This is a genomic window from Corallococcus exercitus, from assembly GCF_003611585.1.
In the GTDB taxonomy this organism is placed as follows: Bacteria; Myxococcota; Myxococcia; order Myxococcales; family Myxococcaceae; genus Corallococcus; species Corallococcus exercitus.
The window spans coordinates 1-24,853 of sequence record NZ_RAVW01000105.1; the positions used below are offsets into that span (position 1 = coordinate 1).

The window sequence follows — 24,853 nt, forward strand, 5'->3', positions numbered from 1 at the left end:
ATCCCCCCCACCACGCCCACGGACCCCGGGCATGGACACCACCACGGCGTCCACGCCCAGGCCTTGCCGGGTGACCGTCCAGAGGATCAGGACGAGATGGTGCACGAGATGGCCACGGGCATGTGGTCCGACGCCAACGATGGGCTGCTGTCCTGGAAGAACCTCTTCAACCCGGACATTCCCCCGCTGTGGCACAAGATGTTCAGCCGGTTCAGGACGAACCTGCGAGCGGGCGCGGGCTACCTCATGGCGTCGCCGCAAATCGCCGCGGGGCCGGGCTTCAACGTCGACGTCTTCGACCGCGACCACTACCAGCGCTGGCAGGAGCCGCTCCAGGAGCGCCAGGGCTACTTCGACAACATCCACGTGGCGCCGCCCATGCGCGCCCCCCGGAGCATCCGCGAGTTCTTCAAGAACGCGTCGCAAGACATGCGGTTGGACAACATCGCGATGGCGCCTTTCTGCATCCACGACTGCCTGCACATGCACTGGCGCTGGCTGCCCACGGGCGATGACGAGACGCACCTGTGGGGCTGGGACCACGAGAAGCCCTATGCCGTCGCGGGCGTGCCACACATCCCGGCGCACCAGCACCTGCGCGTGGAGGTGGACGCCCCGCATGCCTTCACCTACGCCGTCCAGGCGGACTCGTGTCTGGAGGCAGGACGCTGGCAGTACGTCATGCACGAGGGCATGGCTTTCGGGAACAGCGCCGCCAACGAGTCGCTCGCGCAGCTCATGCACGCGGGCATCCCCCTGCTCCAGGGCTTCCCCACGGTGGCCTACAAGTCCTGGGCGATGTTCTATTGGACGCTGCGCTACCAGTGTTCGATCATGAGCCTGCAACCCCGGGAGCGCCTGCTGGAGGAAGGTGCGCAGCTCCAGTCCGTCCCGGACCCGGCGCCGTCAAAGGCCTCCTAGCGTCCCAATGCCTGACGGGTGGCCAGCTTGACTCACCTCCCGCGGGGCGTGCATGACCTGACGTGTCTCATTGACACCCACCAGGCCGGCCACGAATGATGACGTCTATCTTTCCTTGGGGGGCGTCATGAGCGAATCGCAGGCGATCACGCAGTTCGCCATCTATCCGTCGATTGGCGTTGCAAGAGTTGGCAACAGCCCGGATGGGTATTTCTTCGGGCCCGAGCTGCCCGGCGCCCCGCGTGACCGGGGCGCCTACCGCGACACGAGCGGCCGCATCAAACGGCAAGCCGCCCGCTTTCGCGTCTACGGGCTCGATGCGCGCGGTCAGGTCGTCAAGGAGATCACGGCCCACGACGCCCACATCACCTGGAAGGTCGAGGTCGCCAACAAGAAGGCCGCGTGGTTCGACTTCGACCAGGCACTCGACATCCCCGAGTCACAAGGCCTCGTCGTTGGCACCCCGGGCATCGCGAGCATCCTGCGCAACGCGAACGTGAAGGGCCCCGAGCGCGCGAGCCTGGCGATTACACCTTCCGCCGTGACCATCGCCGGCAAGAACATCAACACGCTGGGCGCCGAAGCCTCCTTCGCGCTCACCGGCCGCTTCATGAACAAGTCGGTCTACCTGGGCGAGCTCCGCACTGACGCCGAGGGCCGACTGGTGTTCCTCGGCGGCCGTGGCGAGGCCGCGAGCTTCGATGGCCAGCCAGCGACCACGTTCGCCAACAACACCGGCTGGCACGATGACATCTCCGATGGACCGGTCGACGCGACCGTTGAATACGCGGGCAAGACCTACCAGGCGAAGGGGGCCTGGGTCCTCGTCGGGCCGCCCGATTACGCGCCCGGCGTGCAGTCCATCGTCACCGGCTGGGATCTGCTGTTCCAGGTCGCGACGGAGATCGATCCCTCCCGGATGCCCGCGCGCCCGAAGTTCTCCGAGCACATCTACCCCTTGCTCCGGCGGTTCACGCTCAACCAATGGGTGAACGCGGGCTTCGCGCGCGACTTCGGCTTTGGCACGCCCAATGACTTCACGGACCCCGCGCTCGCCGCGCGCCTCAACGACCCCTCCGACGCTTCGCGCTCACTGCGCTTCAGCATCTTCAACGGGTTCAGGAACGCCAACTACGAAAATCCCCAGCCGGCCGCCCTGCCCGCCTACTACGGCGACGGGACGACGCTCAACACCACGCAGACCAGTCCTCGCGAGTGGATGGCCATCCTGCCAACGCAATACAAGTGGCTCGAACAGTGGGCGGAAGGCGACTTCGTGGCCGACGGGCCGCCCAAGGCACCTCCTGCATGGACGAGCCTGAGCGCGGCGGAGCAGGTGCGGGGCATCGACCGCGCCGTGCTCGACGAGGTGCTCGGCGGGCCCTTCCACCCCGGCGCCGAGTTCACCTGGCCCATGCGCCACGCGATGCTCTACGCGGAGCCGTTCCGCATCAAGCGCCGCGCCGCTCCCGAACCGGACTGGGGCCCCCAGCTCATCTCCTCCATCGCCCTCATGCGCGGCGGCCCGCTGGATGGCTCGACGGCGGGCGACCTCACCCGCTGGATGGCGACGCCGTGGCAGACAGACACCTCGTCGTGCCTGTCGGCCTACGTGCCCTACGTCGACGACTACCTGCCGACGTTCTGGCCCGCGCGCGTGCCCAACGACGTGCTCAGCGAGGAGCAATACCAGAAGGTGATGGACCCGAAGACACCCGCCAACGAGAAGGAGCGGGTGCTCGCCTTCGACCAGCGCGTGAAGTGGCTGCGCGGAATCCGCTACCCGATGAAGCCGACCTACCCGCCGCAGATCTACCCCTCGAAGGAAGCCATCAACAAATTCGTCCGTGAGTGGGCACAGGTTGGCATCATTGAAGCGTTGCCCGGACCGGGTGGCCACCTGCCCGGCGAAATGTGGGTGGAGACAGGCCGACAGGTGGAACACAGCCAGCCGGCGATGACGGCGCTCCACCCCATCTGGACCTCCGAAGACTGACGCAGTGACGCGCGAACTCGAGGCGGACGTGGTCATCATCGGCGCGGGGCCGGCCGGGTGCGCGTCCGCCATCACGCTCGCCCACGCGGGGCTGCGTGTGGCTGTCTTTGGGCGCACGCAGGCGGGTGAACGCATCGGCGAAAGCCTTTCGCCCGGGGCTCCAGCCCTGCTCGCGCGGCTGGGGCTTGGCGAGCGTTTCATCGAGGATGGGCCCTTGCCCTGCCACGCCAACGCGTCCGCCTGGGGCAGCCCTGTGCTGGCGTGGCACGACTTCGTCCGCGACCCGCGCGGACACGGCTTCCACGTTGACCGCATGCGCTTCGAGGCCATGTTGCGAGAGAGGGCCGTCGCGGTAGGAGCGCGGTTGCTCGAAGGCGACGCGCCGCGCGACCTTGCATACGAGGACGGTGTCTGGCGGGGGAAGGCGACAGACAGACACCCCGCGGTCCGAGCCCGCTACGTGGTCGATGCATCAGGCAGAGCGGCCTCCTTTGCTCGACGTCAGGGAGTGTCGCGCCAGCTTGCCTGGGAGCAGGTGGCGCTCTTCGCATTCTCGCGGGTGACCCGGCAGCTCGACGAGGCGTTCACGCTCATCGAGGCGGTGCCCGAGGGCTTCTGGTACTCGGCGCCCATTCCCGGTGGACGTTTCGTCCTCTCGCTTTTCACCGAGGCTTCCCTGCACCACCCGACAAGCGTGCGCACGCCGGACGGGCTTGGCGCGCTCCTCGCCAATGCGCCGCATACCCGGCTCCGCCTCGAGGCCCACGGCGCCAGGCTCGAAGGTGTCCCGCGGTTCGTCGACGCCAGCAGTACCCAGCTCACGACGGCGTGCGGCCCGGGGTGGGTCGCCGTTGGCGACGCCGCGCTCACCTACGATCCCATCGCCGCGCATGGACTGACACTCGCGCTGCGCACGGGTATCGACGGCGCGGAGGCGCTCGTCGCCGACGCACACGGCGATGCCTCCGCCCTGCCTGCCTACAGCGCCCGTCTTGGGCGTGCCTTCGAGGCATATCGGCGCGAAGCCCTGCGCCTCTATCGCGACGAGCAGCGTTGGCCGGATGCGCCCTACTGGCACACGCGCCACAGGCTCTGAGGACCGAACTCCAACCCCATGGGCCTGGCCGCGCAGGGCTTCGTTGGCGCCACGCCTCTTGCACTCACGTGACACGCTCGCGTGGAATACAGGCAGGCAGATTCACGTTGCCTGCCTTTTCTCCGAACATGACCCCAGCCCCGTCCGCGGTCTCGTCCCCCAGCGCCGAAGCCCGTCCCGTGGATTCCAGCGAGCGGCTGGCACTCCTCGACACACTGCGTGGTTTCGCCCTGTGCGGCGTGTTCATCTCCAACGTCATGGTGTGGTTCAGCGGCAGGGTGTTCCTGCCGCGAGAGCAGGTCCTCGCGGCGATGAACAACGCGTCGCTCGTCGACACTGTCGCCTGGCAGGTGTTCTCGACGCTGGTGGCAGGGAAGTTCATCACCCTCTTCTCGTTCCTCTTCGGCCTCGGCTTCGCGGTGCAGATGGGCCGCGCCGAGGCACGAGGGGCCTCCATCACACCGCTCTATGTCCGGCGGCTGGGGGTGATGCTGGTGATGGGGCTCTCCCATCTGTTCCTCATCTGGTACGGCGACGTCCTGAGCACGTACGCGGTGCTGGGGTTCGGCCTGCTCCTGTTCCGGAGGCGCTCGGACCGGACGCTGCTCATCAGCGCCTTGCTGTTGGCCCTGGGATGGTCCGTCGTCAGCGTGGCCATCCTCAAGCTCCCGCAGTTGATGGCGGACACACCGGAGGCTGGCGCGGCCCTCCTCAAGGCGGCCAACGAGAAGTCCGCGGCCATCAAGGCGGAGACGCTGGCGGCCTTTACAAATGGGAGCTGGCTGGACGCGGTGAAGGCGACCGGTCACTTCTTCTTCCGCGACTACTTCCCGCTGCTGCTGTCCATCCTGCTCCCTGTGTTTGGCCGGTTCCTGCTGGGCCTGCTGGCGGGGCGGCGCCGCATCTTCCACGACGTGCCCCAGCACCTTGGGCTGTTCCGCAGGCTCCTCGGGTGGGGGCTCGTGGCCGGGGTGATTGGCAGCGGCAGCGGACTGGTGCTGCAGCAGCTCATGCTGAAGAAGGTCTTCACCCCGGAGACGCTGCCAACGTGGGTGCCCTTCGCCATGGCGCCGCTGCGGAACCTGGGCGAGCTGGGCTTCGCGGCCGTCTACGTGTCTGGCATCACCCTGCTCTTCCAGCGCGCCACCTGGCAGCGGGCACTGGGCCTGCTCGCTCCGGCGGGGCGCATGGCGCTGACGAACTACCTGTCACAGTCCATCATCAGCGTGCTGTTCTTCTACGGCTACGGACTGGGCTTCATCACGAAGCTGGGCCCCGCGGCATGCGTCGCGTACTGCCTGACCATCTTCTGCGTCCAGGTCGCGTGGAGCCACCTGTGGCTGTCGAGGTTCCGCTTCGGCCCCGCGGAGTGGGTGTGGCGCTCGCTGACGTATGGAAAGGCCCAGCAGATGCGCCGGGATGACGCCTCGGGACAGCGCACGACGGCGCCGGCGTAGCGCCTCGACGAAGAGGGCTGCCGGCCACCTACAGCCCTACCTGGCCCAGGAGGATGAGCCGCGAGAAGGAGTCCGTGCCCTCCCGCAGCGCCGGATAGTGGTCCCAGCTGAGCGCGGCCCCTACCGGACCGAAGTGCAGGTCCGCGAGGAGCCGCAAGCCAGGCCTGACGTCGGGGCGCACCTGCACCGGGATTCCCAGGCCGAACCCGAAGCTCGGGATGATGACGACCTGGGGCGTCGCATACTGCGTGAGGGGCGTGAGGACGACCTGCTCTCGAAAGTCCGTCTCCACCGAGAGCGAGTGCAAGAAGGACTCGGGTGCGGCGAGCTGGTAGCCGAGCCGTGCCATGAAGCGGGAACCGTCCCCGAGCCGCGCGCCCAGGCCCAGCTGCACACCGCCCGGAATCCACCACGGCTTGGGCTTCGTCAGCGTGACGTTGAGCCACTCGGGAGCGCTCTCCGCCGTGAGGCTCCGCTCCGCCACCACCTGCTCGCCCTCGTGCCGAAGCCGCCAACCCGTGGACACCGGCAGCGTGCGCGCGGATGCGTCCGGGCTGCTGCCCACCTCCCACGAGGAAGGGACACGCACCGTGATGTGGAGCGTGGGGTTGCCCGCCCAGGTCCGGATGGGCCCCAGCAGATAGTCGATGTCCCAGTGCGTGGCCCGCGGCGGTCCGGGGGACATCAGTGCATGACGAGACTGGACCGCGGGCCACACGTACCCCGAGGGCAGGAAGCGCCGCTCGAGCTGCATCAAGCCGCTCACCCGCAGCTCCCCTTCCCTCCCGGGCGGAAGCGTGAGGGTGAAGCCGAAGCGCTCCGGCAAGGAATGCGCGAGCCCTCCGGATTCTGTCGTGGGGCCCATCGAGACCGCCTGCGCATCCGCCACCGGGAGAGGCTCTTCGTCGAATCGCACGCGGACCTCGCGCGTACGGACGCCCAGGAAGGCGGCATCGATGACCTCCGCCTCGGAGGTCCCGTTGCGCAGCTGGTAGCGCGCCTCGAAGCGGCAGACCGCCTCCTGCCCCGCCTCCGCGCAATCGAAGTCCAGCTTCTCGCTGAGCACCTCCGAGCGCGTGCGCGCGGTCCCGGATGACAGGGCGAGGGTCGCCGGCGTACGCGTGGAGGCGGCCACGTTGGCGGCGGCGGGCAATGCAGCGAGGAGACACACGATGGACGCAAGGCGGACCGCCATGTCCGGCATTGTCGCTCAAATCCGCAGGAGCATCTGACGTCGTGACGGGAGGTGAGCCTCCACGGGAAAATGGGTTCGGACCGGCAATCGAAAGGAGTGGATGGAGTACACCTCGGGTCCCACCCCTTCCTCCGGTGACCCCATGCGTCGTTCCCTGTCCCGCCTCGTGCTCGCGGCCCTCCTGTTCAGCCCGGGAGGCGCGGCCCTCGCGGCGGAGGGGACGAAGAAGCCTGCCACGCAATGGTTGGCCAGCCCTGCTCAGGCGGCCCGCGCGGCGCGAGTGGAGGCGGGCCTGGCCCCGGTCGTCATCGAAGGCGAGAAACCCCGGAGCCTGACGCTCCCGCAGTGGATGTCGCTGTACCGGATCCCCGGGCTGAGCATCGCCGTCTTCGACAAGCACGCCATCGTCTGGGCCAGGACCTATGGCGTGAGGGAGGCGGGTGGCTCGGAGCCCGTCACCCTGGAGACGCTCTTCCAGGCGGGGTCCATCAGCAAGCCGGTGACGGCCCTGGCGGCGCTGCACTTCGTCGAGGCCGGCAAGTGGTCGCTCGACGAGAACATCAACGACAAGCTGCGCTCGTGGAAGCTCCCCGAGAACGATTTCACGAAGGAGCAGAAGGTCACCCTGCGCCGGCTGCTCAGCCACAGCGCGGGGACGACCGTGCACGGCTTCCCCGGGTACTCCGTGGACGCTCCCATGCCCACGCTGGTGCAGGTGTTGGAGGGCGTGGCGCCCGCGAACACCGGCCCGGTGCGTGTCGACCTCGTCCCCGGGACGAAGACGCGCTACAGCGGCGGTGGCACGTCCATCGTCCAGTTGATGATGGTGGATCAGCTCCAGAAGCCGTTCCCCCAGGTCATGCGGGAGACGGTGCTGAAGCCGCTCGGCATGACGAGCAGTTCCTACGAGCAGCCCCTGCCTCCGGCCCTCGCCGTCAGGACGGCGACCGGGACGTACGCCAGCGGGAAGAGCGTCGCGGGCCGCTGGCACGTGTACCCGGAGATGGCCGCGGCCGGACTGTGGACCACGCCGTCCGACCTCGCGCGGGTCGCCTTCGAGGTGTCCAGCGCGAAGGCGGGGAAGTCTCAGCGAGTGCTGTCGCAGGCGATGACGAAGCAGATGCTGTCGCGGCAGTCGGAGCACTTCGGGCTGGGCTTCCAGGTGGAACCCGGCACCGACCGCTTCTGGCACGGGGGCTCGGACGAAGGGTTCCAGGCCGCGTTCATGGCCTTCAGTGACACAGGCAGCGGCGTGGTCGTCATGGCCAACTCCGACAACGGCTTCCTGCTCTTCGACCGGCTCATCGCGAGCGTGGCGGCCGAGTATGCCTGGCCCGCGTTCAAGCCCGAGCCCGTGTCGCCGTCCGCCCAGGTGGATGTGCTCATGCGGCTCAAGGGCGTCGACACCGCGCTCGCCTGGTACACCGCGAAGCATCGCGAGGGCATGAAGGGCCTGGAGTCGGGGGACCTGAACCAGCTCGGCTACCGGTTGCTGGCAGACGGCAAGGGCGCGGAAGCGGTGCGGGTGTTCGAAGCGAACGCGAAGCTCTTCCCCACGGATGCGAATGCCTACGACAGCCTGGGCGAGGCACAGCTCCAGCTGGGACAGAAGGAAGCGGCCATCGCAAGCTACAGGAAGTCACTCGCCCTGGACGCGGGGAATGCCAACGCGGTGAAGGTCCTCGAGAAGCTGGGCGTGCCCCCCGGGAAGTGAGAGCAGGGCCTCCGCCTCGGACGTCCTTCAAGGACCGCGGCGGCGACCGATGTTCGGATCCGGGCGCGGTGTTGAAGATGTCAGGAACGACGGGTCACACGTCGCCGCACGGGCGCCGCCTTCTCTTCGCCGCATGACTGAAAGCCGCGCAGCAGCACCTCGATGAAGCGCGGGTAGTCGCGTTTCGCGTCAACGCGCATCATCGAGAACTCGGGGCGCGCCAGCACCTCCCGTGCCGCCTTGGAGGGGTTCGCGGAGGGCCAGAGGGCCGCGAGCTGCAGCTCAATGCTCTGGAAGGCCATCAGGGCATCGGCTTCCGAAAGCCAGGGAAGTGCGCGTTGGAGCGCCTTGCCTGCACGTGGCAGCAGCACCGCGAACGGCAGTGCTGGGGATGGCCATCGGCGACCAGGCCCAGCCCTCTCGCTTCACCCGCACACACTTCGCTGCTCCCCAGGAGTCAGCAGGGGCGCGAAGTCCCCGTCGTGTTCAACCTGACGGTGCGCGGCCAGCCTGAGCAGGAGCCAGGCAACACCCCTGGCATCCTCCGGCCCAGGGCGGAGCGGATTGGGACTACGGTGGCGCCTGGTGGCTCTTCCCAAGAGGCTTCTCCATGGCGACCCAGGACGCAGGACCGAAGCTCCCGCGGGACCACACGGACGAAGGCCTCCGCGTGGAGCGGGAGAAGGCGGACCGGGAGTACGCCCAGCGGCAGAACGCGATTGAAGAGGGCTCGGACGCCGCCATCAATAAAGCCCGGGAGCAGGCGGACGAGGCCCTCCAGGCGGCCCGTGACACCGCGGACGCGAGGAGGGCGCGGAACGCGGCGCCCGTGGCGAAGGAGACCCTCACCCAGGAGCGGGCCGACGAGGACGCGGCCCTTCAGGGAGAGCGGGACACCGCGGACGCGGAGCTGCGCGACGAACGTGAGGAGCGGGTGCACGCCCTGGAAGCCCTCCTCCACCTGGAGCGCGCGGAGACCGACCTGCGGCTGTCGGGAGAGCGCACGCACGCCGACGAAGCGCTCGCGACCCGGGACCACTTCATGGGCATGGTCAGCCATGACCTGCGCACGCTGCTGGGGGGCATCGCGTTGCAGGCGGCCCTGCTCAAGCGCGGCGCTGGAGAGGACGAGGCGGGCCGCAAGGCGACCCAGGCCGCGGAGAAGATCCAGCGCTTCACCGCGCGGATGAACCGGCTGATTGGAGACCTGGTGGACGTGGCCAGCATCGAGGCGGGGAGGATCCGCGTCGCCCCCGCGCTGCAGGACGCGACCGCGCTGGTGAAGGACTCCCTGGAGGCGTTCCAGCCGCTGGCCTCCGCCCAGGGCCTCACGCTCGACGTGGAGCTGCGTGGGAACACGCTGATGGCGAAGTTCGACCATGAGCGCGTCCTCCAAGTGCTCGCCAACCTGCTGTCCAACGCCATCAAGTTCACGCCAGGCGGCGGCAGGATCGCCCTCCGGGTGGAACCGGTGCACCAATCCGTCCGCTTCTCCGTGACGGACACCGGCCCCGGCATCCCGAGCCACCAGTTGGAGGTGGTGTTCGACCGGTTCTGGCAGGCCCGCAGCGAGGACCGACGGGGGCTGGGGCTGGGGCTCTACATCTCCAAGGGCATCGTGGAGGCGCACGGCGGGCGCATCTGGGCGGAGAGCCAGCCCGGCCAGGGCAGCACCTTCCGCTTCACGCTCCCTGGCGCGGCGGCCACCGCGACGTAGCCGCGCTCAGGGCGCGGTCGCGGTGCGCGGCTCGGCACTACGCTTGCCGAGGTGGCTCCCGCGCCGTTGCCCGCCAGGCACGCCGCGAGCGCAGTCCCAGGTGCTCCGACCTGGCGCGCATCGTCACCCGCTCACGGGCTCCATCTCGATCGTGAAGTGCTCCCGGACCTTGTCGAGCGCGCGGAAGGCGTCCTCTTCCGAGTCCCCCTTCACGATGTAGTACCCCAGGGTGTCGTGGGCGAGGAAGCGGGGATCGGTGATGAGATCGCCGGGCTTTCGGGTGAACTTCACCTCGGCCAGGAGCTCGGTCACCCGCGGATCCACCGGGGCCTCCACCCGCAGGAGACGGCCCCGCTTCGACGTCGTGATGAACTCCGCCGCCGTGGCGCGCCGCCAGGGCGGCGTGAGCGAGTAGGAGGACGCCAGCTCCGCGCGCGCCCACTCACAGGCCAGGTGGACACCGAAGGCCTGGGCATAGAGGGGGACGATGAAGCCCCCCGGCAGCCGGGCACCGACCTCCCCGAAAACGGGCCGCCCGTCCTCTGGCAGGAAGAACTCCGCGTGGATGACACCCGTCTTCAGGCCGAACCCGCGCACGAGGGCACAGCAGTCGCGCACCATGTCCGACTCGGGCGGGCGGGAGAAGTCCATCCGGAGCACGCTGCCGAGGGGTTTGTTGTTCTGGTACTCGAGGACCGTGTGCGTGTAGCGGCAGACCGCCTGGAAGACGGGCTCGCCCTCATGGAACAGCATGTCGACGTGGTACTGAGGGCCCACGATGAACTGCTCGACGCGGTAGTCGTGCCGCGTGTCCCTCACCACCTCCCAGACCCGCTCCAGCTCCGCCTCGGACGAGACCTTGTAGGTGTCACGCCCGGCCAGCCCATCGAAGGGCTTGATGATGATCGGGAACCCGTTGTCTCGGATGAAGTCCCGGATCGTCTGCAGGGTGTGAGGGAGAACTCCCGCCGCCACCCGGATGCCGAGTTCCTCGGCCCGGCGCGACATCACGTTCTTGTCGCGGAAGTGGATGGCGTTCTCCGGGAGCAACCCCGGAATCTTGAAGTCCCGCCTGCAGAGCGCGGCGGTGGAGACGTCATCCTCCACGCACGGGAAGATCCGCAGGACCTCGAAGCTCTCGCAGACGAGCCCGACCTCCCGCCGGACGTCCGTCACATCCGAGGAGCCCGCCGCGAGCAGCAGCGTGCCACCACTGCGGTACGTGCGAGTCAGGTCCACCTCGCCGTCGGCGAAGACAACCCCTTGCGGAGCCAGGCAGATGGCCAGGGCGCCTGCCTCACGGATGGCGCGCGTGAACCCGGCGAGGTTCGCGCGGTGATAGGCATTGTCATTCCTGTAGATGATGATGCAGGCCTTCTGCTTCATGTGCCCCACTCCATTCCAGGTACGAGTATTTCAAGCGGAAAGCCCGCCAGCTGGCGCGAAGCGTTCCAATAACTGTTGCACCACCCGGGCCGTGGCTCCCCAGATCAAATGCCGCTCCAGGCGATACTCAAGCGCAGGATAGCTCCGTCCGCCAATCTGACGCGCGCCGACACACGTCAGGCGATCCGGCGCCGAGAGTTCTTCGATTGAGACCTCGAGACACTCGGACACCTCCCGGCCATCCGGCTGGAGGTGTGGAGCACCGCGCACCCATCCGACCACCGGGGTGATGATGAAGCCCGCGCCACTCGGGGTGTCGTCGAGCAGGCCGAGCACCTCGACCGACTCGCGCGCGAGTTGGACCTCCTCCTCGGCCTCTCTCAAGGCGGTGTCCACCAGGCTCCGGTCCCCCTGCCCCACCAGCCCCCCTGGAAAGGCCACATCCCCGGCGTGCGTGGGCGCGCGCGCCGCGCGGACGATCAGCGTCGTCCTCAGCACTCCTCCCTCGCTCCTGAGACAGACGAGGACCGCCGCACGCCGGAAGCCAGCAATCTCCAGCGAGCGCCCGGGTTTCGATTGCAGCTCACGCTCCAGGGCGCGGCGAAGCTCGGGCACGTGGGGCCTCACAGGACGCGCCGCCATGCGCCGGAGTGTGGTGGCCCCTCGCAGAACTCATAACGGGCAGTCCCTTCCGCGGACAGGGCGACGAGCGCCGCGGAGGAGGTCCCGTACCCCGGGAGGTGTGAGAAGCCTTTGACGTTCAGCGCGGTCCAGTCATCGAACGGCGAGTCGGGGTCGGCGAGCAGCCCCGGCCAACCGCCCCACGCCCCCCGGAAGTCCTCCCGAGAGGGCTCGGGTTGCTCCGCCTCGGTGAAGCGGGGGAGCCACCGTCGCTGCCGGAGGCTCCCGTTCGTGTCGTTGATGTCCGCGGAGGTCAGGATGTACGTCCCCGGGCCCAGACTCCGGGAGCTGAGCTCCGTCCCATCCCATCTCCACCAGGAGCAGCGCGCCGGGCTCATGCACAGGAGGTTGAAAGGCGGGAACGTCTCCGCTTCCGCCGGGGAAAGGATGAAGTCCTGCTGGGAGACCGCCTGGAGCGGGAGCCAGCCACGACTGCGGCAGGCCCCTGCCCCAACCGGCTCCGTCCGGTTCAACACCACGGCGGCCCGCGCCGAGCGCGGGTCCACCGCCAGCCAGGTGCCTCCAGCCCCTTCATCCAGCCCTCCGACGACGTGAGGGCCGCGCTCCGGCCACCACGTCCCTGGAGGACGCCAGGGACGCGTGCGCACCTCGTCACGGGTGGAGCAGAAGCGAACGGGCCAGTCCTCCGCGGGACGAAAGACAAGGATTGCCGTGCACATCAGGCCGCGGGGGTCTCGTGCGGAGTTCCGGAGACGGGCTCTCCCAGCTTGTGGCCGTCGCGAATCGCCTGGACCATCCGGGAGAAGGCGGAGCCGGTGGAGTAATAGAAGACGGGAGCCTGGGTGGCACCAGGGACGTCGGTGCGAGCGGCCGTGCCCTGCACCAGGTCTGCCAGGGCGCTGTAGAACTCCTCGACGGGCAGCTTCGTCCGGAACAGCGTGTGATAGCAGTCGTACAGCTCCGGACCATCCACGACGAACTCGGAGCGGGCGCGCTCGTAGAGGTTGGTGCCAGGCAGTGGAGTCAGCACGGAGAAGCTGGGCAGATCCACGCCGAGCGTCTTCACCTGCTCCGCCACGCGGACGAAGTCCTTCCGCTCGAACTCCGGACGCACGATGAAGTTCGCGCGCACCTTCACGCCGAGGGAGTGGAAGAGCTGCATCGCCTGCACCGTCTCGGAGGCCCCGGCGCCCTTCTTGTACGCGTCGAGCTCGGCCTCCTCCAGCGACTCGGCCCCGACGAGCACCGAGTCCAGCCCGGCGTTGCGCCACTTCTCCATCAGCTCGGGATTCCGGACCGCGGTGTCGGCCCGGATGTACATGTGAAACCTCTTCCGGAACCCCGACGTGGCGATGGCGTCCGCCAGCTCGTGCATGCGCTTCGCGACGATGAACGCCTCGTCATCCACGACGTACAGGTTCTCGGAGGAGATCTCGGAGAGTTCCTCCAGGACGCCGTCGACGGCCTTGGTGAAGTAGCGCCCGTTGGTGAGCTTCCACAGGATGCAGAAGTCACAGCGGTACGGGCACCCCGCGGAGAAACGGATGAGGGCGGTGGGGCGGTAATAGGAATGGAAGTAACGCTGGGCGTGGCGGGTGAGCAGGCTCCGATCCGGCTTCGCGACGGTCTTCACGTCCCTCGCCGTCGTTCCCACGGGCGGTGGCCCGTCCGCGAGGAACCGCTGGAACGGCACGAGGCCGGCCACGTCGTTGAGGGGGCTCCCCTTCTCCAGCGCATCGGCGAGGCCAAGAAGCGCATCTCCGCCCTCACCGAGGATGACGTAGTCGGCGGGGCAGCCGGCGAGCCACTGGTTGGAGACCGTCGGGTGATGGCCGCCCAGCACCAGCAGCGCGCGAGGCCACAGCCGCTTCACCTCGCGGGCCGTCTGCATCGCCGCGCGGGTCGAGCACGTGAAGGGAACCGCCACCCCCACCACATCATACGTGGCGCCCGCCTGCGCGCGCTGCTCGAGCGGCGGATCGAGCCGGCAGTCGTGGATCTCCACCTCGTGGCGCCCCTTGAGGGCCCCCGCGAGGTACTCGAGGGGAAGTGGCTCACAGCAGCTCAGCTCGTCGCTCAACACCACGGACTCGCTCCGTGGCCAGACCAGAAGAACTTTCATGTCAGTAGACGCCCTCGACCTTGCCCTCGACCGTGAACTCCGGGCTGTAGGGGTCCTCGATCCAATCCCAGCCGTACTTCGCCGCGTGGCGCCCGAAGGGCTTGACCCGGACGGCCATGTCCCGCTCCCAGAAGCCGGGGATGAGGGAGTCCTCGGTGAAGCGGTAGGTGGCCACGCGGCCCTCCCGCCCGTACTCCACGAGCTGGCCCTTCTCATCCACGCACTCCATGACCACGTAGGGAGAGGACGGGATGTAGACGACGCGCCCGTCATCCTCCGGATCCGGCGGCTTCTGGTAGCTGACGCTGGTGGTGGACGTGCCGTAGATGCCGACGATGGGGATGCCGGGGAAGCACTCCTCGCGGAGCATCTGGTGCGTGTCCCGCGTCATCGTCGTCCCGGCGTGCACGATGGCCTGCAGCTTCTTGAAGGGCTCGAGCCCCACCTTCTCCGGAATCATCTCCAGGAGCTTGGAGGTGGCGAAGAGGACCCCGATGTTCTGGTGCTTGATGATGGGAGCGACCTGCTCCCAGATGTGCCGGACGTAGCGCTCGTAGGCCGACCAATTCCCTTCCGTGCCGAAGATCTTCACGATGCGCGGATCGAGATCGATGGAGAAGCAGCGGCCTCCGCGGCGCTCCGCCATGGAGATGACCAGCCGCCCCGTCGTGTGGGGCCCCGTGGGGCCGATGAACAGCCAGTTCACACCCCGGGGAACGCCGTGCGCGTCGAGCATCTCGTCGGAGAACTGGAGCACCGCCTCCCAGTACGAGGAGCCCCAGGTGCCATGCTTGGGCGCGCCGGTCGTGCCACCCGTCTGCGACGCCCAGATGAAGGACTCCTTCTCCAGCGCGCGCCGGGAGATGAACGTCTCGAGCGGCAGGAAGCGTGTGTCGCGCTCGAAGCGCTGCTGCTCCTCCATGTTCCGGAAGCCCACGAGCCGCTTGAAGTCCTCGAAGGTCTGCACGCGCTCCAGGGCACGGCCCTCGAGCGCCTGGTCACGCTGGAGCCAGTAGGGCGTCCCGGCCCGCGGGTCGAAGTGGCACTGCATCATCCGCCGGACGAAGGTCGAATCAGGGAAGAAGAGATTGCTGGGCTGCATCATCAAACCTCGGTGGGAGGAGGCCAGATGGCCTTCTTGAAGAAGAGAAACTCAGACATGAAGCCTTCGTGCGGGTCGGTGGAGTCGTAGCCACGCGAGGCGAAGTCGTCCTGGAAGACCTTGTCGACGCTGGGCTCATGGGCCAGCTGTCGCACGAGCTCAGGGCCCGCGTTGAAGGTGGAGACGATGAGGGAGTTGCGGCAGCGAATGCGGACCTCGTCCTCGCGGGCCCGCGCCACCGTCACGAACGGGAACGGAAGCTCCGCCCCGAAGAAGCGATCATCCCCGTCCACCAGCAGCACCGTGGGCCGCAGGTAGCTCACGCCATCCACCGTCACGAGCCGCTCCTGCCCGGTGCAGCGCGCACTGAGGTCGATGGCGCCACGCGCCTCGGCGGCGCGGATCTCCGCGTCGATGGCCCGTGCCACCGCCGGGTTGGGGAAGGCAGGCACGACGGCGTGGGGATGGCTCAGCGGGAGGATGGGAATCCTCCCGAGCGACTCCGCCAGCTGCAACCCCGCGCGCTCGGCGTCGCCCACGACCAGCAGGCCGCTGACGTTGGTGCACAGCCGGCCGGCACCGCTGATGGCCATGCGGGTGAGCGCGTCCACCCGCTCGGGCGACAGCTCGCCCACGACCACGGCCTTGCTGCGCCCCTGGTGATAGGTCTTCAACCGGCGCCCGCGAGAAAGAAGCTGCTCGGGCACGTCCCCGGCCCAGAGCACCTGGTCGGTCATCTCCATGAAGGGCAGGAAGTCGCCGAAGGCCAGGGACGCCGCGCCATCCGGAGCGCCCGCCCGGTAGATGGCCTCGAGCAGCCGCAGTGGCGTGAAGGGCTCCCAGGCGGATGCGGCGAGGAGGATCGGACGACGCAGGGCGAAGGCGATGAGCCAGGTGATGTTGATGGCCGGGGAGTTGGCCGGGACGCGCACGGACAACTGCTGCCCCTGGGGCGCCAGCGTCCAGGCATGTCCCCCCTGTCCGCTCCTGCCGGTCCTGAACACCGAGGGCATCCCATCCGGCGACTGCGTGGAGAGGAGGGTCTCCATCCGCTGGAGGTCGGTCACGACGGACTTGAGCGCGCTCCGCACCCGGACCGAGGGAACGCCCGTGATGCGAGTCACGAGGTCCACGTGCGTCTCCGGGTCCACCGGCATGTCGCCGATGGGCAGGGACTCCTCGTCGAGGAGCCGCCCGACCTCCCGCAGGAGTGCCAGCCACTCGTCATCCGGGAGCTTCCGCAGGTGCTCGAAGGCCTGACGGGACCGCTCCACCATCTGGACCTGGGCCAGCCGTGGCGCCTCGGAGATGTGGAGCCGGAGGTCCCCGATGCCTTGGAGGACCGTGGTGGAATGGCTGAAGCGGGTGCGCGCCCCCAGCTTGTAGGGAAGCCGCAGCTCGTTGAGCTTCTGCGACACGCGGCTGGACTCAGGCGTGGTCATTCTGGGCGACTCCACCGACGTGCTGCGTTTCCAAGGAGGCCGGCGCCTGCTGCGCGACCACGCCCGAGGCGGGAGACCCCCCCTCGGTGTACTTCGTGCCGAGAACCGCCTTGAAGTGCGCCTGCGCCGTCTTCTGGGCGAAAGCCTCCGAGTGGATGGCGATCGACTGGGTGGCGATCTCGCGGAGCCCCTCGATGTAGCCCGCGTTGGCGAAGCGCTTGGTCCGCCGGAGCGGGAGCTGCGGATAGGCCGCCAGTCGCGCGGCGGCCGCACGGGCCGAGGAGAGGAGCTCCGGAACGGAGCTGAGCTCGTTCAGGAGACTCATCCGGCGCGCGGTGGAGGCCTCCACCGGCTCGCAGCCATAGATGAGCTCGGTCATCGCCAGGCGGCCGAGGCTCTTCTCCAACATGTAGCTTCCCAGTGAGCAGGCGATGCCGTGCTTCAGCTCCGGCATGACGAACTGACACCGCTCGGTGCCCACCCGCCAGTCACAGACGAGCGCCAGCTGGAAGCCAATGCCGATGGCGTAGCGATCCACCGCCGCGACGGTCGGCTTGGTGAGCTGCAGGACCGAGCGATACAGCTCCAACGTGCCCTCGATCCATTCTTTGACCTCGGCGCCTCCGACGTGGTTCTTCACCTCCTTGAAGTCGCCCCCTGCGCTGAAGGACCGGTCCGGCCCTCCCCAGAGCACCACGGCGCGGACGGCCTCGTTCTCCTCGGCCCGCCTGCACGCGGCGATGATCGCGCGCTCGAGCGCCCGATTGACAGGGTTGTGCGGGCCAGCGTTGTTGAAGGTCAGGACGAGAATGCCCTGCTCCAACTCTTCGCGCAGAATGCTCTCCATAGACACCTCGGCAAAAAGCAAACGGCTCTCATGCCTGGCGAAGACGCGCCAGCGCACGGAGAGACATACGCATACAAAGACAGGATGACCTCACACGCACGAGCGACCCACGGCAACGCCATGCGTGACCGACCCCGGCGTCATTGCGCCGACGGCGCGTGAGGGATTCGCAATATCCATCCAACCCAAAACACTGTCAAGAGGGCGATACGCCGCCACATCCGGGCAGGAATTGCCACTCCATGGCAATACGTCACAATCAATAACAACATGTTGCGCTCTCAAGCAGCACGTCGCAATGCATGTCAAAAATGACGCACCCGTGCGGCCCGACACGCAAGGCAAGTGATTTTCAAATCCTGTCGTCATGACATTGACGAATGCGTTCTCGCCGGTGTACTTGCGTGTTTGAGATGTCGCGGTGGATTCCTGCCAACCGTGGCACACACCGGCCAGAAAGGCGCCTCCTTCAATGAAGACTTCCATCCCCTCCTTCGTGGCAACCATTGGCTCACCTCGGGAGCCGGCGCTCCTCGAGATGGCCGGTCAGCTGAGCCCCCATGCCAGGGGCGGGAAAGGCTGCGCCTTCGGCGTGCTGCAGGTGGGGTTCAACGCGGGGGCCGTGGGTGACTCATTCGAGGAGCACATCAAGGACTTCGGTGAGCACGTCATCGTCTGGTCTGGTGAGCTGCTGAATCGGCGGGAGCTGGCCTACCTGCTGATGGCGCGGAAGCCGTCCCTGGCCCAGGCCTCGGACATCGAGCTGATCCACGAGCTCGTGGTCCGCCTCGGCCTGGAGGCGCTCCAATTGGTGGAGGGACGCTTCGCCCTCCTCCTCTGGGACAAGCGACGGGAGAAGGTGGTGGCGGCCAGGGATGCGCTCGGCCTCATGCCGCTGATGTTCTGCTCCATCGCCGGTGGGGTCGCCTTCACCACCGAGGTCAAGGCCTTCCGGTCGGGCGCCGTGGGACCGCTGGTGCTCAAGCCGCTGGCCGCGTTCGACTCGAGCGCGGAGCTCCCTGACGACTTCTCCATGTTCGAGAACGTGCACAAGGTGGCGCCGGGCGGATGGGTGGAGTTCTCGGTGACGGGAGTCCGCACGGGGGGCGGGCGGTACTTCCGCATCGCCCGTCCGGGGTCGCTCGCCGGCAGTGTCGAAGCGGTGAGCGCCAGCCTCAAGCACCTCCTCGAGCAGAGCCTCGACGAGTGCACCCAGGGGCTGGGCGAGAGCGGCACGCTCGGCGTGTCGCTGTCGGGCGGGCTGGACTCGAGCGTGGTGGCGTCGCTCGCGGTGCGGCGGCGAAGCGGGACCCGGACCTTCTCGGTCGGAACGGAGCTGGCCAACGAGTTCCCGGAGGCGCGGGTCGCGGCCCGGTTCGCCGGCTCGGAGCACTCGGAGCACGAGGCCCCCGCCTCCAGCATTCCCCACGGCATCGTGAATGCCATCTTCTACAACGAGCTGTTCGACGCCCTGTCCGCGGAGATCGCCGCGCCCCTCTATCTGCTGTACCGGAGCATCGAGGGCCGCGCGGACCTCCTGCTTACCGGCTATGGCGCCGACCTCCTCTTCGCAGGCGTCTGCCCGCCGGAGGTCGGCCCCGACCAGGCGAACGAGTACCTCTTCGGCCTCGTCAGCAGGACGCTGTGGACGGGGGAGTTCTCTCCATTCCTCGCGTCCCGCTTCGGGCTTCTGGTGAGGAATCCCTACTGGAACTCACGCCTGATGGCGTTCGCGCTGTCGGTGCCGGGGCAGATGAAGCTTCAGGGCAAGGAGGTCAAGAAGGTCCTCCGCGATCTGGCGTTCCGGGAAGGCTGGCTCCCGCACGAGGTGGCGTACCGGACGAAGATTGGAGTCCACGAGGGCTCCGGGGCCAACGCCATCTTCGCCCGCTACCTCGGACTCTCGAACGTGCGCGATTACCGCGCGAAGGACCGCTTCGTCTACGCGGCCTTCCGGGAGCTCTTCATCGGCAACCGGGAAGTGGAGGAACTGGACCTGGAGCGCCTGCGCAAGGAGGCGTGCGGCTGACCTGCCGCGGTGCCGCCACCTGGGGCGCTGCTGGTGGGCTGCGCTGGCTCATTCCCCAACACTGGCACGGCGCGGTTCGCTGTCTCGGTGCCCCAATCCCTCTCATCCAACATCACCCGCGTCGCGGTCGCGTCCAGCGGGCCTACGATGCCTCCGGCACGTTGCCGGGGAGGGCGGCGTGCCGCTCCTGTGCACGTTGGGAACGGTGGGGCTCTTGGGGGAACCCTATCTGGAGTTGAACCCAGGCAACGCGGAAGCCCCCCTGCCGGAGTCCGAGGCCCTACGAGGCGTGGACGCGCCACGCCTGGACCTGCTGTCGGAGCAGCTCACCAGGTTCGTGACGGTGCTGGCTGCGGCGTCCAAGGACGCTGGAGGGACTTGCGGCGGTGACACGCCCGCTGACGGCCCAGGACGGGCAGCAGGTGAAGGTGGCCCTCCAGCGGTTCACGGCAGCGGCGGGCCCGTTGGAGCAGATCGCCGCCAAGGCGGACCGTGTGCTCGGGCGACTGGACGCGGGCTGAACCACGGGCCCGGATTCGCCCCGGCCCGGATTGCCCTGGAGGAGCCTTCTCGACCAAGCTCCTCCAGATGGAAAGCCTCAGCACCCGGATGAGAGCCGCGCTCTCCAGTGCGGAGGAAAGCCTGGAGCGGCGCCAACTGCCGTACGGTGAGTTCCCCAGCTACAAGTTCAGCACCGCCGCGCTGGACGGGCCAGGGACGCTCGACAGCTCGCCCTTCGTCACCACCTTCGTCGTGTATGCCCTGGCGATGACCGAGGCGCCCGCGGCGCCCCTGATGATGAAGAAGGGGCTCCAGTTCCTGCTCTCGGAGCAGCGGGTTCCGGGCGTCTGGCGCTACTGGACCTCGCGCAATGGCGCGCCCATTGACCCGGACCTCGACGACACCGCCTGTGTCTCGTTCCTCCTGCGGATGCTCGCCCCCGAGCTGGCCCCCGACAACCGGGTGCTCTTCTCCCGCTTCCGCACCCCGGAGGGGCTGTACAAGACGTGGTTTCGCAAGCCGGGCGCTCGCAATGACGTGGACAGCGTCGTCAACGCCAACGTCCTGCTCTACCTCGGCGAGACGGAGGAGACCCGCGCGGCCTCCGACTGGCTGTGCCGCATCATCAACGAGGACACGGAGGCGGGGACGTACTGGTACTACCTTGAGCCCCTCTCGCTCTACTACGCCGTGTCCCGCGCGTACCACCACGGGGCCACGGGGCTGGAGCGCTGCCGCGAGGCCGTGCTGCGCAAGACGCTGGCGCGCCAGCAGCCGGATGGCTCCTTCGGCTCGGCGCTCTCCTCGGGCCTGGCGCTTTGCACCCTGCTCAACTACGGAGTGAAGGACACCGAGGCCGTGACGCGGGGCACCGCGTTCCTGCTCCGCGCCCAGCAGGAGGACGGCAGCTGGGCCCGCGAGGCCTTCTACATCGGCCCGGAGCCGCCCGGGCCGCACCAGGTGTGGTGGGGCTCGGAGGAGCTCACCACCGCCTTCTGCGTGGAGGCGCTCGCCAAGGGCCTTCGCGCCGGAATGTAGCGGCCCGCGCCGGGCGCCTTAGCCCGGCCGCGCGACCGCCCCCGGCCCTTCATCGCGCAGCAGCGGCCCGCGCCGCCGCGCCAGCTCCTCCAGCAGCTCCACGGCGCGCGCGAGCCCCCCCGCCTGAGCGAAGGCTTCCGCGAGCATCTTCGCCTGCCGCTGGGGCTCCTCCGCCTCCAGCAGCTCGCGCACCTTCTGGCGCAGGGACTCCGCGGACACTTCGGAGGGGCGCAGCACGACGGTCACCCCCGCGCTCTGGCAGCGCCGGGCGAGGTCCTCCTGCTCGCCGCCGCCGCCGCCAGGAATGAGCAGCAGCGGCAGCCCCTGGCGGAGCGCCCCGAGGACGGCCGTGGTGGTGCTGCTGGAGATGACGCCCCGCGCGTACGGCAGCACCAGCCCCTGTGGGACGTGCTTGCGCACCAAGAAGTTGGCGGGGGACTGGCTGGGCGCCTCGTCCATGCGGCCCACGGAGGCCACCACCCGCACGGGCTGTCCCTCCAGGGCCTCCGCGAGGTGGCTCCAGAAGCCCGGAATGTTGAAGACGCGTCCGGGCTGGGCGTACAGGATGGCTTCCCCGGCCCCCTGGGCCTCCTTCAGCCAGCGCTCCAGTTCCTCGTCGCGCTCGGGGGCCTCCCACAGGCAGTCGCCCACGAAGTGGACCCGCTGGGGCAGCGACTCCAGGCCGCCCTCCAGTTGGGGCACGCTGCGCAGCAGGAAGAGGTCGCCCAGCAGCGGGCTGTCCTCGAGGCCCGTCTCGCGCGGCTCCAGCCCGAACATGTACCGCGTGAGCCGGAAGGACTTGAGGAAGCCCTGGTAGCGGCGCTGGACGAACGCCTGGTACTCCGAAGGCTCCAGGGCCCCGGTCGGCCACAGGTAGGCGGCCAGCCCCAGCACCGCCACGGGCAGCCCCTGGCGCTCGCCCGCCACCAGCGGCCCAAGCGTGAGCTGCTGTCCCACCAGCACGTCCGCGGGGAAGCGCTTCAGGGCGTACTCGATGTGCTTCACCTGCCGGGTCGTCTCCAGTGGGTGCCCGCTGAGCTCCACGAGGAAGCTCTCGCCATCCCGCTCTCCCCGGGGGATGCGCGTCATCCCCGCCTTGGCCAGCAGTCCCTCCATGGACAGCCCCGTGGCAAAGGCCACCTCATGGCCCTGGCGCTGCAGCGCCTGCGCCAGGCCGATGAAGGGGAAGAGCATGCCGTGATTGGAGAGTGAGCAGAGCAGGTAACGCATGATGGTTCCGGGGCAACCCTTCAGCTCCGCCGGGGGGGCGGCTCCAGCAGCAGGACGCATGGTACGCGCGAGGGCTCGGCGAGCCGCAGCAGCCCGTAGCCGATGCCGGCCAGCCCGTTCATCAGCCCGGGAGACTCCATCCCGCGCGGCACGCCGCAGCGCCACCCCTCCGCCTCCAGGCTCTCCAGCACGCGCGCCGCCAGCCGGTCGCGCTCCAGGGCCAGCGCCGCGTCCGACAGCCGCTCGGCCGCCAGCGACACCAGTTCCAGGTTGCCCAGGTCCCCATGGCACAGGCAGTGGCTCGCGCCGAACCCGCGCGCCAGCGTCGTCCCCACCGCGGTGGAAATCTCCTCGCGCACCCGCGGCGTGTCCAGGGAGCCCAGCAGGCCCAGCCGGCCCAGGCCGATGCCCGGCGCGCCGTGACACCACGCGTGCAGGAAGGCAGGGAGGGCCTCGGGCTCGCGCTCGCGCAGGTCGCGCCAGTTGCCGGCCTCGGGGACAAACTGGCTGCGCTCGAAGTCCAGCGCCGCGAGCGCGGCCTCGCGGAAGCGCGTCTCTCCCGTCGCCGCCGCCAGCGCCATCAGCGCCCAGGCGATGCCGGCCGCGCCATGCGAGAAGCCGGTGAGGGGCCGGGGCGCCACCTGCGGCACCCAGCCCAGCCCCTGGGGCATCCGCGTCGCCTTCTCCAACAGTCGCTCGCCGCAGCGCGTGGCCAGTGCCAGCGTGCGCGCCGAGGGGCGATGCGCGTGCAGCGCCAGCAGGGCGGCCAGCGCCCCGGCCACGCCGCTCAGCACGTCCAGCCGCTCGTCCCCGGCGATGGCCTCCTCCAGCCCGCCCGCGATGCGCTCGGCCTCGTCCAGCAGTGAGGGCTCACCCCACAGGGCCCCCAGCTGCGTCAGCGTGTAGACGAGCCCGCCGCCCTCCTGGAAGCCACCCACGGAGCGCACGGGCGCGCCCCGCGCCAGCTCCTGCCGCACCCCGCACATCGCGGCCTGGGCCAGGGCGCGCGGGCGCTCCTCGCCCGTCACCTCGCCCAGCCAGGCGAGGAAGAGGGCAATCCCCGTCACCCCTCCGTAGAGGTCCATGCCGAGCGCGCGGGCGCGCCACTCGTGCTCCCGCTCCGCCATCATGCCCACCCACCATGCCTCGTCCCCGGCGCGCAGGGCCAGGGTCTCCAGCCGCTCGCCCACCGCCAGCGCGGCCCGGAGCAGGCGCGAGCGCTCCACCGGGGCCCGAGGCTCCGCAGGCAGGTAGGGTGCCCCGCCGCCCATGTCCTCCGAGAGCGTGGCGAGCGAGGCCTCGATGAACCAGCGCTGGCGCCGTAGGTCTTCCTCGCCCAGCGCCGCCACGCGCTCCATCACCCGGGAGAGCCCCGAGCGCGGGAAGTAGTCCGGCAGGCGCTCGTGGGTGCTCGTCCACACGTCCCGGGAGCCGGGGCGCGTGGTGAACATGGGGATGTCCCCACGCCACAGGTCGGCGCGCTCCGCGGGGATGACGCGCGAGACGTAGGGTACCTCGTTGGCCACGGCCCACAGCCGGTCGAAGAAGGACTCCCGGTCCAGCGCGTCGCGCAGCAGGTCCGGGTGGTAGCTCTCGCGCAGGATGAGCGAGTAGAGGTGCGTGGGGCGGAGGATGGCGCGCACCTCGTCATCCGCGAAGCGCACCAGCGGGCCGGCCTGGGACAGCAGCTCCTCCCGGTGGGCCACCAGCAGCCGGTACACGCGGGTGAAGCCCTCCACCAGCGCGCCCTCGAAGCCGCGGATGTCCACGTCCTCGCCGTGGAGCCGGGGGCGGTTGTCCTTGCCCACCGCCGTGAGCACCAGGCGCCTGCGGGCCAGCCGCATCCCGTCCGTGCCCGCGTCCGCCACGTACTGCGCGGGGCGTGGGGAGATCTGGCCGGGCCGGGCCCCCAGCGCGCTGTAGTCCACCCCCGCCGACTCCGCGTTGCCCCAGGAGCGCTGCGGCAGCATGCCCACCCGCAGCACGGAGGTGGCCACCGCGATGGCGGCCCGCGTCCGGGCGTGCGCCGGCGCGTCCTCGACGAAGTGAGGGTGGAAGAGCGACTCCGCGTCGATAAAGAGGGGGTGCTCCCCGGCGGCGAGAACGTTCTCGTAGTGCGCGTCCGTCGCAAGCAGCCCGTACAGCACCGCCAGCAGGCCGCCCTGGCGCTCGTAGAAGCGCCGCACCGCCTCCGGGGAGGCGCACTCCTCGCGCTCGGCGAACTCCATCCACCCGTACTCGCCCCGGTCCAGCAGCCTCAGCGTGCGGAAGGACGGCTGGGCACCCCGGGCGTTGAGCCACGCCAGCAGTTCCTGGAAGTGCCGCTCCGTGCTCAGGGACCGAGGCTTGTAGACGACGCACAAGCCCGAGGAGAAGCGCACCGCGGCCACCGTGCGCCCGCCGCGGTGCATGTCCCCC

The 24,853-nt window shown here is 69.1% G+C and carries 21 protein-coding genes; 9 read left to right on the forward strand and 12 right to left on the reverse strand.

Translation table 11 applies throughout. The features are described 5' to 3' along the window. From D7W79_RS15370 to D7W79_RS15385, 4 genes are all read left to right on the forward strand, one after another. On the forward strand, nt 1–921 hold a 921-nt coding region (locus D7W79_RS15370; protein WP_208729741.1), incomplete at its 5' end, for a hypothetical protein. A 127-nt stretch (nt 922–1,048) separates the two neighbouring features. Further along, nucleotides 1,049–2,917 carry a LodA/GoxA family CTQ-dependent oxidase gene (locus tag D7W79_RS15375; protein WP_120526139.1) on the forward strand — a complete coding sequence of 623 codons (1,869 nt, stop codon included), beginning with the start codon at nt 1,049–1,051 and terminating at the stop codon, nt 2,915–2,917. A gap of 4 nt (nt 2,918–2,921) precedes the next feature. Further along, on the forward strand, nt 2,922–4,013 hold the full coding sequence (locus tag D7W79_RS15380; RefSeq protein ID WP_120526140.1) for an NAD(P)/FAD-dependent oxidoreductase: 1,092 nt from the start codon (nt 2,922–2,924) through the stop codon (nt 4,011–4,013). A gap of 128 nt (nt 4,014–4,141) precedes the next feature. Then, nucleotides 4,142–5,470: a DUF418 domain-containing protein gene (locus tag D7W79_RS15385; RefSeq protein ID WP_120526141.1), complete on the forward strand. Its 1,329-nt coding sequence runs from the start codon at nt 4,142–4,144 to the stop codon at nt 5,468–5,470. A 28-nt stretch (nt 5,471–5,498) separates the two neighbouring features. On the opposite strand, the gene D7W79_RS15390 is transcribed toward D7W79_RS15385, so the two are convergent. Then, on the reverse strand, nt 5,499–6,665 hold the full coding sequence (locus D7W79_RS15390) for a hypothetical protein (protein WP_244221789.1): 1,167 nt from the start codon (nt 6,663–6,665) through the stop codon (nt 5,499–5,501). A gap of 142 nt (nt 6,666–6,807) precedes the next feature. Here D7W79_RS15390 and D7W79_RS15395 point away from each other — a divergent pair, with 142 nt between their 5' ends. Then, entirely contained in the window at nt 6,808–8,379 is a 1,572-nt protein-coding gene (locus D7W79_RS15395; protein ID WP_120526156.1) for a serine hydrolase domain-containing protein, read from the forward strand. Between the two features lie 80 nt (nt 8,380–8,459). Here D7W79_RS15395 and D7W79_RS15400 read toward each other — a convergent pair whose 3' ends face one another. After that, nucleotides 8,460–8,750 carry a hypothetical protein gene (locus D7W79_RS15400; protein WP_158616969.1) on the reverse strand — a complete coding sequence of 97 codons (291 nt, stop codon included), beginning with the start codon at nt 8,748–8,750 and terminating at the stop codon, nt 8,460–8,462. Between the two features lie 239 nt (nt 8,751–8,989). Between D7W79_RS15400 and D7W79_RS15405 the strand changes: the two genes are divergently transcribed. After that, entirely contained in the window at nt 8,990–10,096 is a 1,107-nt protein-coding gene (locus tag D7W79_RS15405) for a sensor histidine kinase (protein WP_120526143.1), read from the forward strand. Between the two features lie 123 nt (nt 10,097–10,219). Here the strand turns inward: D7W79_RS15405 and D7W79_RS15410 are convergent, their stop codons facing one another. The 8 genes from D7W79_RS15410 to D7W79_RS43225 are packed head-to-tail and all read right to left on the reverse strand — an operon-like array spanning nt 10,220 to nt 18,123. Next, nucleotides 10,220–11,482: an ATP-grasp domain-containing protein gene (locus D7W79_RS15410; protein WP_120526144.1), complete on the reverse strand. Its 1,263-nt coding sequence runs from the start codon at nt 11,480–11,482 to the stop codon at nt 10,220–10,222. A 30-nt stretch (nt 11,483–11,512) separates the two neighbouring features. Then, nucleotides 11,513–12,097, reverse strand: coding sequence for an NUDIX hydrolase (locus D7W79_RS15415; RefSeq protein ID WP_158616970.1), 585 nt, complete (start codon nt 12,095–12,097; stop codon nt 11,513–11,515). Nucleotides 12,098–12,105: 8 nt separating this feature from the next. Continuing rightward, nucleotides 12,106–12,843: an NRDE family protein gene (locus D7W79_RS15420; RefSeq protein ID WP_120526146.1), complete on the reverse strand. Its 738-nt coding sequence runs from the start codon at nt 12,841–12,843 to the stop codon at nt 12,106–12,108. Next, nucleotides 12,843–14,246, reverse strand: coding sequence for a B12-binding domain-containing radical SAM protein (locus tag D7W79_RS15425; RefSeq protein WP_120526147.1), 1,404 nt, complete (start codon nt 14,244–14,246; stop codon nt 12,843–12,845). The genes D7W79_RS15420 and D7W79_RS15425 overlap by 1 nt, the downstream gene beginning before the upstream one ends. Nucleotide 14,247: 1 nt before the next feature. Further along, entirely contained in the window at nt 14,248–15,348 is a 1,101-nt protein-coding gene (locus D7W79_RS15430; RefSeq protein WP_244221790.1) for a class I adenylate-forming enzyme family protein, read from the reverse strand. Nucleotides 15,349–15,350: 2 nt separating this feature from the next. After that, nucleotides 15,351–16,790 (reverse strand): aldehyde dehydrogenase family protein, encoded by a 1,440-nt coding sequence (locus D7W79_RS15435; protein ID WP_120526149.1) that lies wholly within the window; start codon nt 16,788–16,790, stop codon nt 15,351–15,353. Then, on the reverse strand, nt 16,777–17,694 hold the full coding sequence (locus D7W79_RS15440) for an enoyl-CoA hydratase/isomerase family protein (RefSeq protein ID WP_147441931.1): 918 nt from the start codon (nt 17,692–17,694) through the stop codon (nt 16,777–16,779). Before D7W79_RS15440 ends, D7W79_RS15435 begins: the two co-directional genes overlap by 14 nt. A gap of 33 nt (nt 17,695–17,727) precedes the next feature. Next, nucleotides 17,728–18,123 carry a hypothetical protein gene (locus tag D7W79_RS43225; protein ID WP_147441932.1) on the reverse strand — a complete coding sequence of 132 codons (396 nt, stop codon included), beginning with the start codon at nt 18,121–18,123 and terminating at the stop codon, nt 17,728–17,730. A 52-nt stretch (nt 18,124–18,175) separates the two neighbouring features. Here D7W79_RS43225 and D7W79_RS15445 point away from each other — a divergent pair, with 52 nt between their 5' ends. From D7W79_RS15445 to D7W79_RS15455, 3 genes are all read left to right on the forward strand, one after another. Further along, nucleotides 18,176–19,666: an asparagine synthase-related protein gene (locus D7W79_RS15445; RefSeq protein ID WP_158616971.1), complete on the forward strand. Its 1,491-nt coding sequence runs from the start codon at nt 18,176–18,178 to the stop codon at nt 19,664–19,666. Nucleotides 19,667–20,052: 386 nt separating this feature from the next. Beyond that, nucleotides 20,053–20,187, forward strand: coding sequence for a hypothetical protein (locus D7W79_RS45760; protein WP_276375354.1), 135 nt, complete (start codon nt 20,053–20,055; stop codon nt 20,185–20,187). An 88-nt stretch (nt 20,188–20,275) separates the two neighbouring features. Then, a complete protein-coding gene (locus D7W79_RS15455) occupies nt 20,276–21,205 on the forward strand; it encodes a prenyltransferase/squalene oxidase repeat-containing protein (protein ID WP_158616972.1) in 930 nt (309 codons plus the stop codon). A gap of 18 nt (nt 21,206–21,223) precedes the next feature. Here the strand turns inward: D7W79_RS15455 and D7W79_RS15460 are convergent, their stop codons facing one another. Both D7W79_RS15460 and D7W79_RS15465 read right to left on the reverse strand, forming a co-directional pair. Further along, the gene (locus D7W79_RS15460; RefSeq protein WP_120526153.1) at nt 21,224–22,435 is read right to left on the reverse strand and encodes a glycosyltransferase; all 1,212 of its coding nucleotides are present in this window, start codon (nt 22,433–22,435) and stop codon (nt 21,224–21,226) included. Between the two features lie 20 nt (nt 22,436–22,455). Further along, nucleotides 22,456–24,853, reverse strand: a 2,398-nt coding sequence (locus D7W79_RS15465) for a type 2 lanthipeptide synthetase LanM family protein (RefSeq protein WP_147441933.1), incomplete at its 5' end; no start/stop codon positions are given.

What these genes read in the sequence shown, in the direction of transcription:
- D7W79_RS15395 (WP_120526156.1), top strand. Translation starts at nt 6,808, where the DNA reads ATGCGTCGTTCCCTGTCCCGCCTCGTGCTCGCGGCCCTCCTGTTCAGC.
- D7W79_RS15410 (WP_120526144.1), bottom strand. Translation starts at nt 11,482, where the DNA reads ATGAAGCAGAAGGCCTGCATCATCATCTACAGGAATGACAATGCCTAT.
- D7W79_RS15390 (WP_244221789.1), bottom strand. Translation starts at nt 6,665, where the DNA reads ATGGCGGTCCGCCTTGCGTCCATCGTGTGTCTCCTCGCTGCATTGCCC.
- D7W79_RS43225 (WP_147441932.1), bottom strand. Translation starts at nt 18,123, where the DNA reads ATGGAAGTCTTCATTGAAGGAGGCGCCTTTCTGGCCGGTGTGTGCCAC.
- D7W79_RS15425 (WP_120526147.1), bottom strand. Translation starts at nt 14,246, where the DNA reads ATGAAAGTTCTTCTGGTCTGGCCACGGAGCGAGTCCGTGGTGTTGAGC.
- D7W79_RS15385 (WP_120526141.1), top strand. Translation starts at nt 4,142, where the DNA reads ATGACCCCAGCCCCGTCCGCGGTCTCGTCCCCCAGCGCCGAAGCCCGT.
- D7W79_RS15460 (WP_120526153.1), bottom strand. Translation starts at nt 22,435, where the DNA reads ATGCGTTACCTGCTCTGCTCACTCTCCAATCACGGCATGCTCTTCCCC.
- D7W79_RS15435 (WP_120526149.1), bottom strand. Translation starts at nt 16,790, where the DNA reads ATGACCACGCCTGAGTCCAGCCGCGTGTCGCAGAAGCTCAACGAGCTG.
- D7W79_RS15445 (WP_158616971.1), top strand. Translation starts at nt 18,176, where the DNA reads ATGGCCGGTCAGCTGAGCCCCCATGCCAGGGGCGGGAAAGGCTGCGCC.
- D7W79_RS15430 (WP_244221790.1), bottom strand. Translation starts at nt 15,348, where the DNA reads ATGCAGCCCAGCAATCTCTTCTTCCCTGATTCGACCTTCGTCCGGCGG.
- D7W79_RS15375 (WP_120526139.1), top strand. Translation starts at nt 1,049, where the DNA reads ATGAGCGAATCGCAGGCGATCACGCAGTTCGCCATCTATCCGTCGATT.
- D7W79_RS15405 (WP_120526143.1), top strand. Translation starts at nt 8,990, where the DNA reads ATGGCGACCCAGGACGCAGGACCGAAGCTCCCGCGGGACCACACGGAC.
- D7W79_RS15455 (WP_158616972.1), top strand. Translation starts at nt 20,276, where the DNA reads ATGAGAGCCGCGCTCTCCAGTGCGGAGGAAAGCCTGGAGCGGCGCCAA.
- D7W79_RS15420 (WP_120526146.1), bottom strand. Translation starts at nt 12,843, where the DNA reads ATGTGCACGGCAATCCTTGTCTTTCGTCCCGCGGAGGACTGGCCCGTT.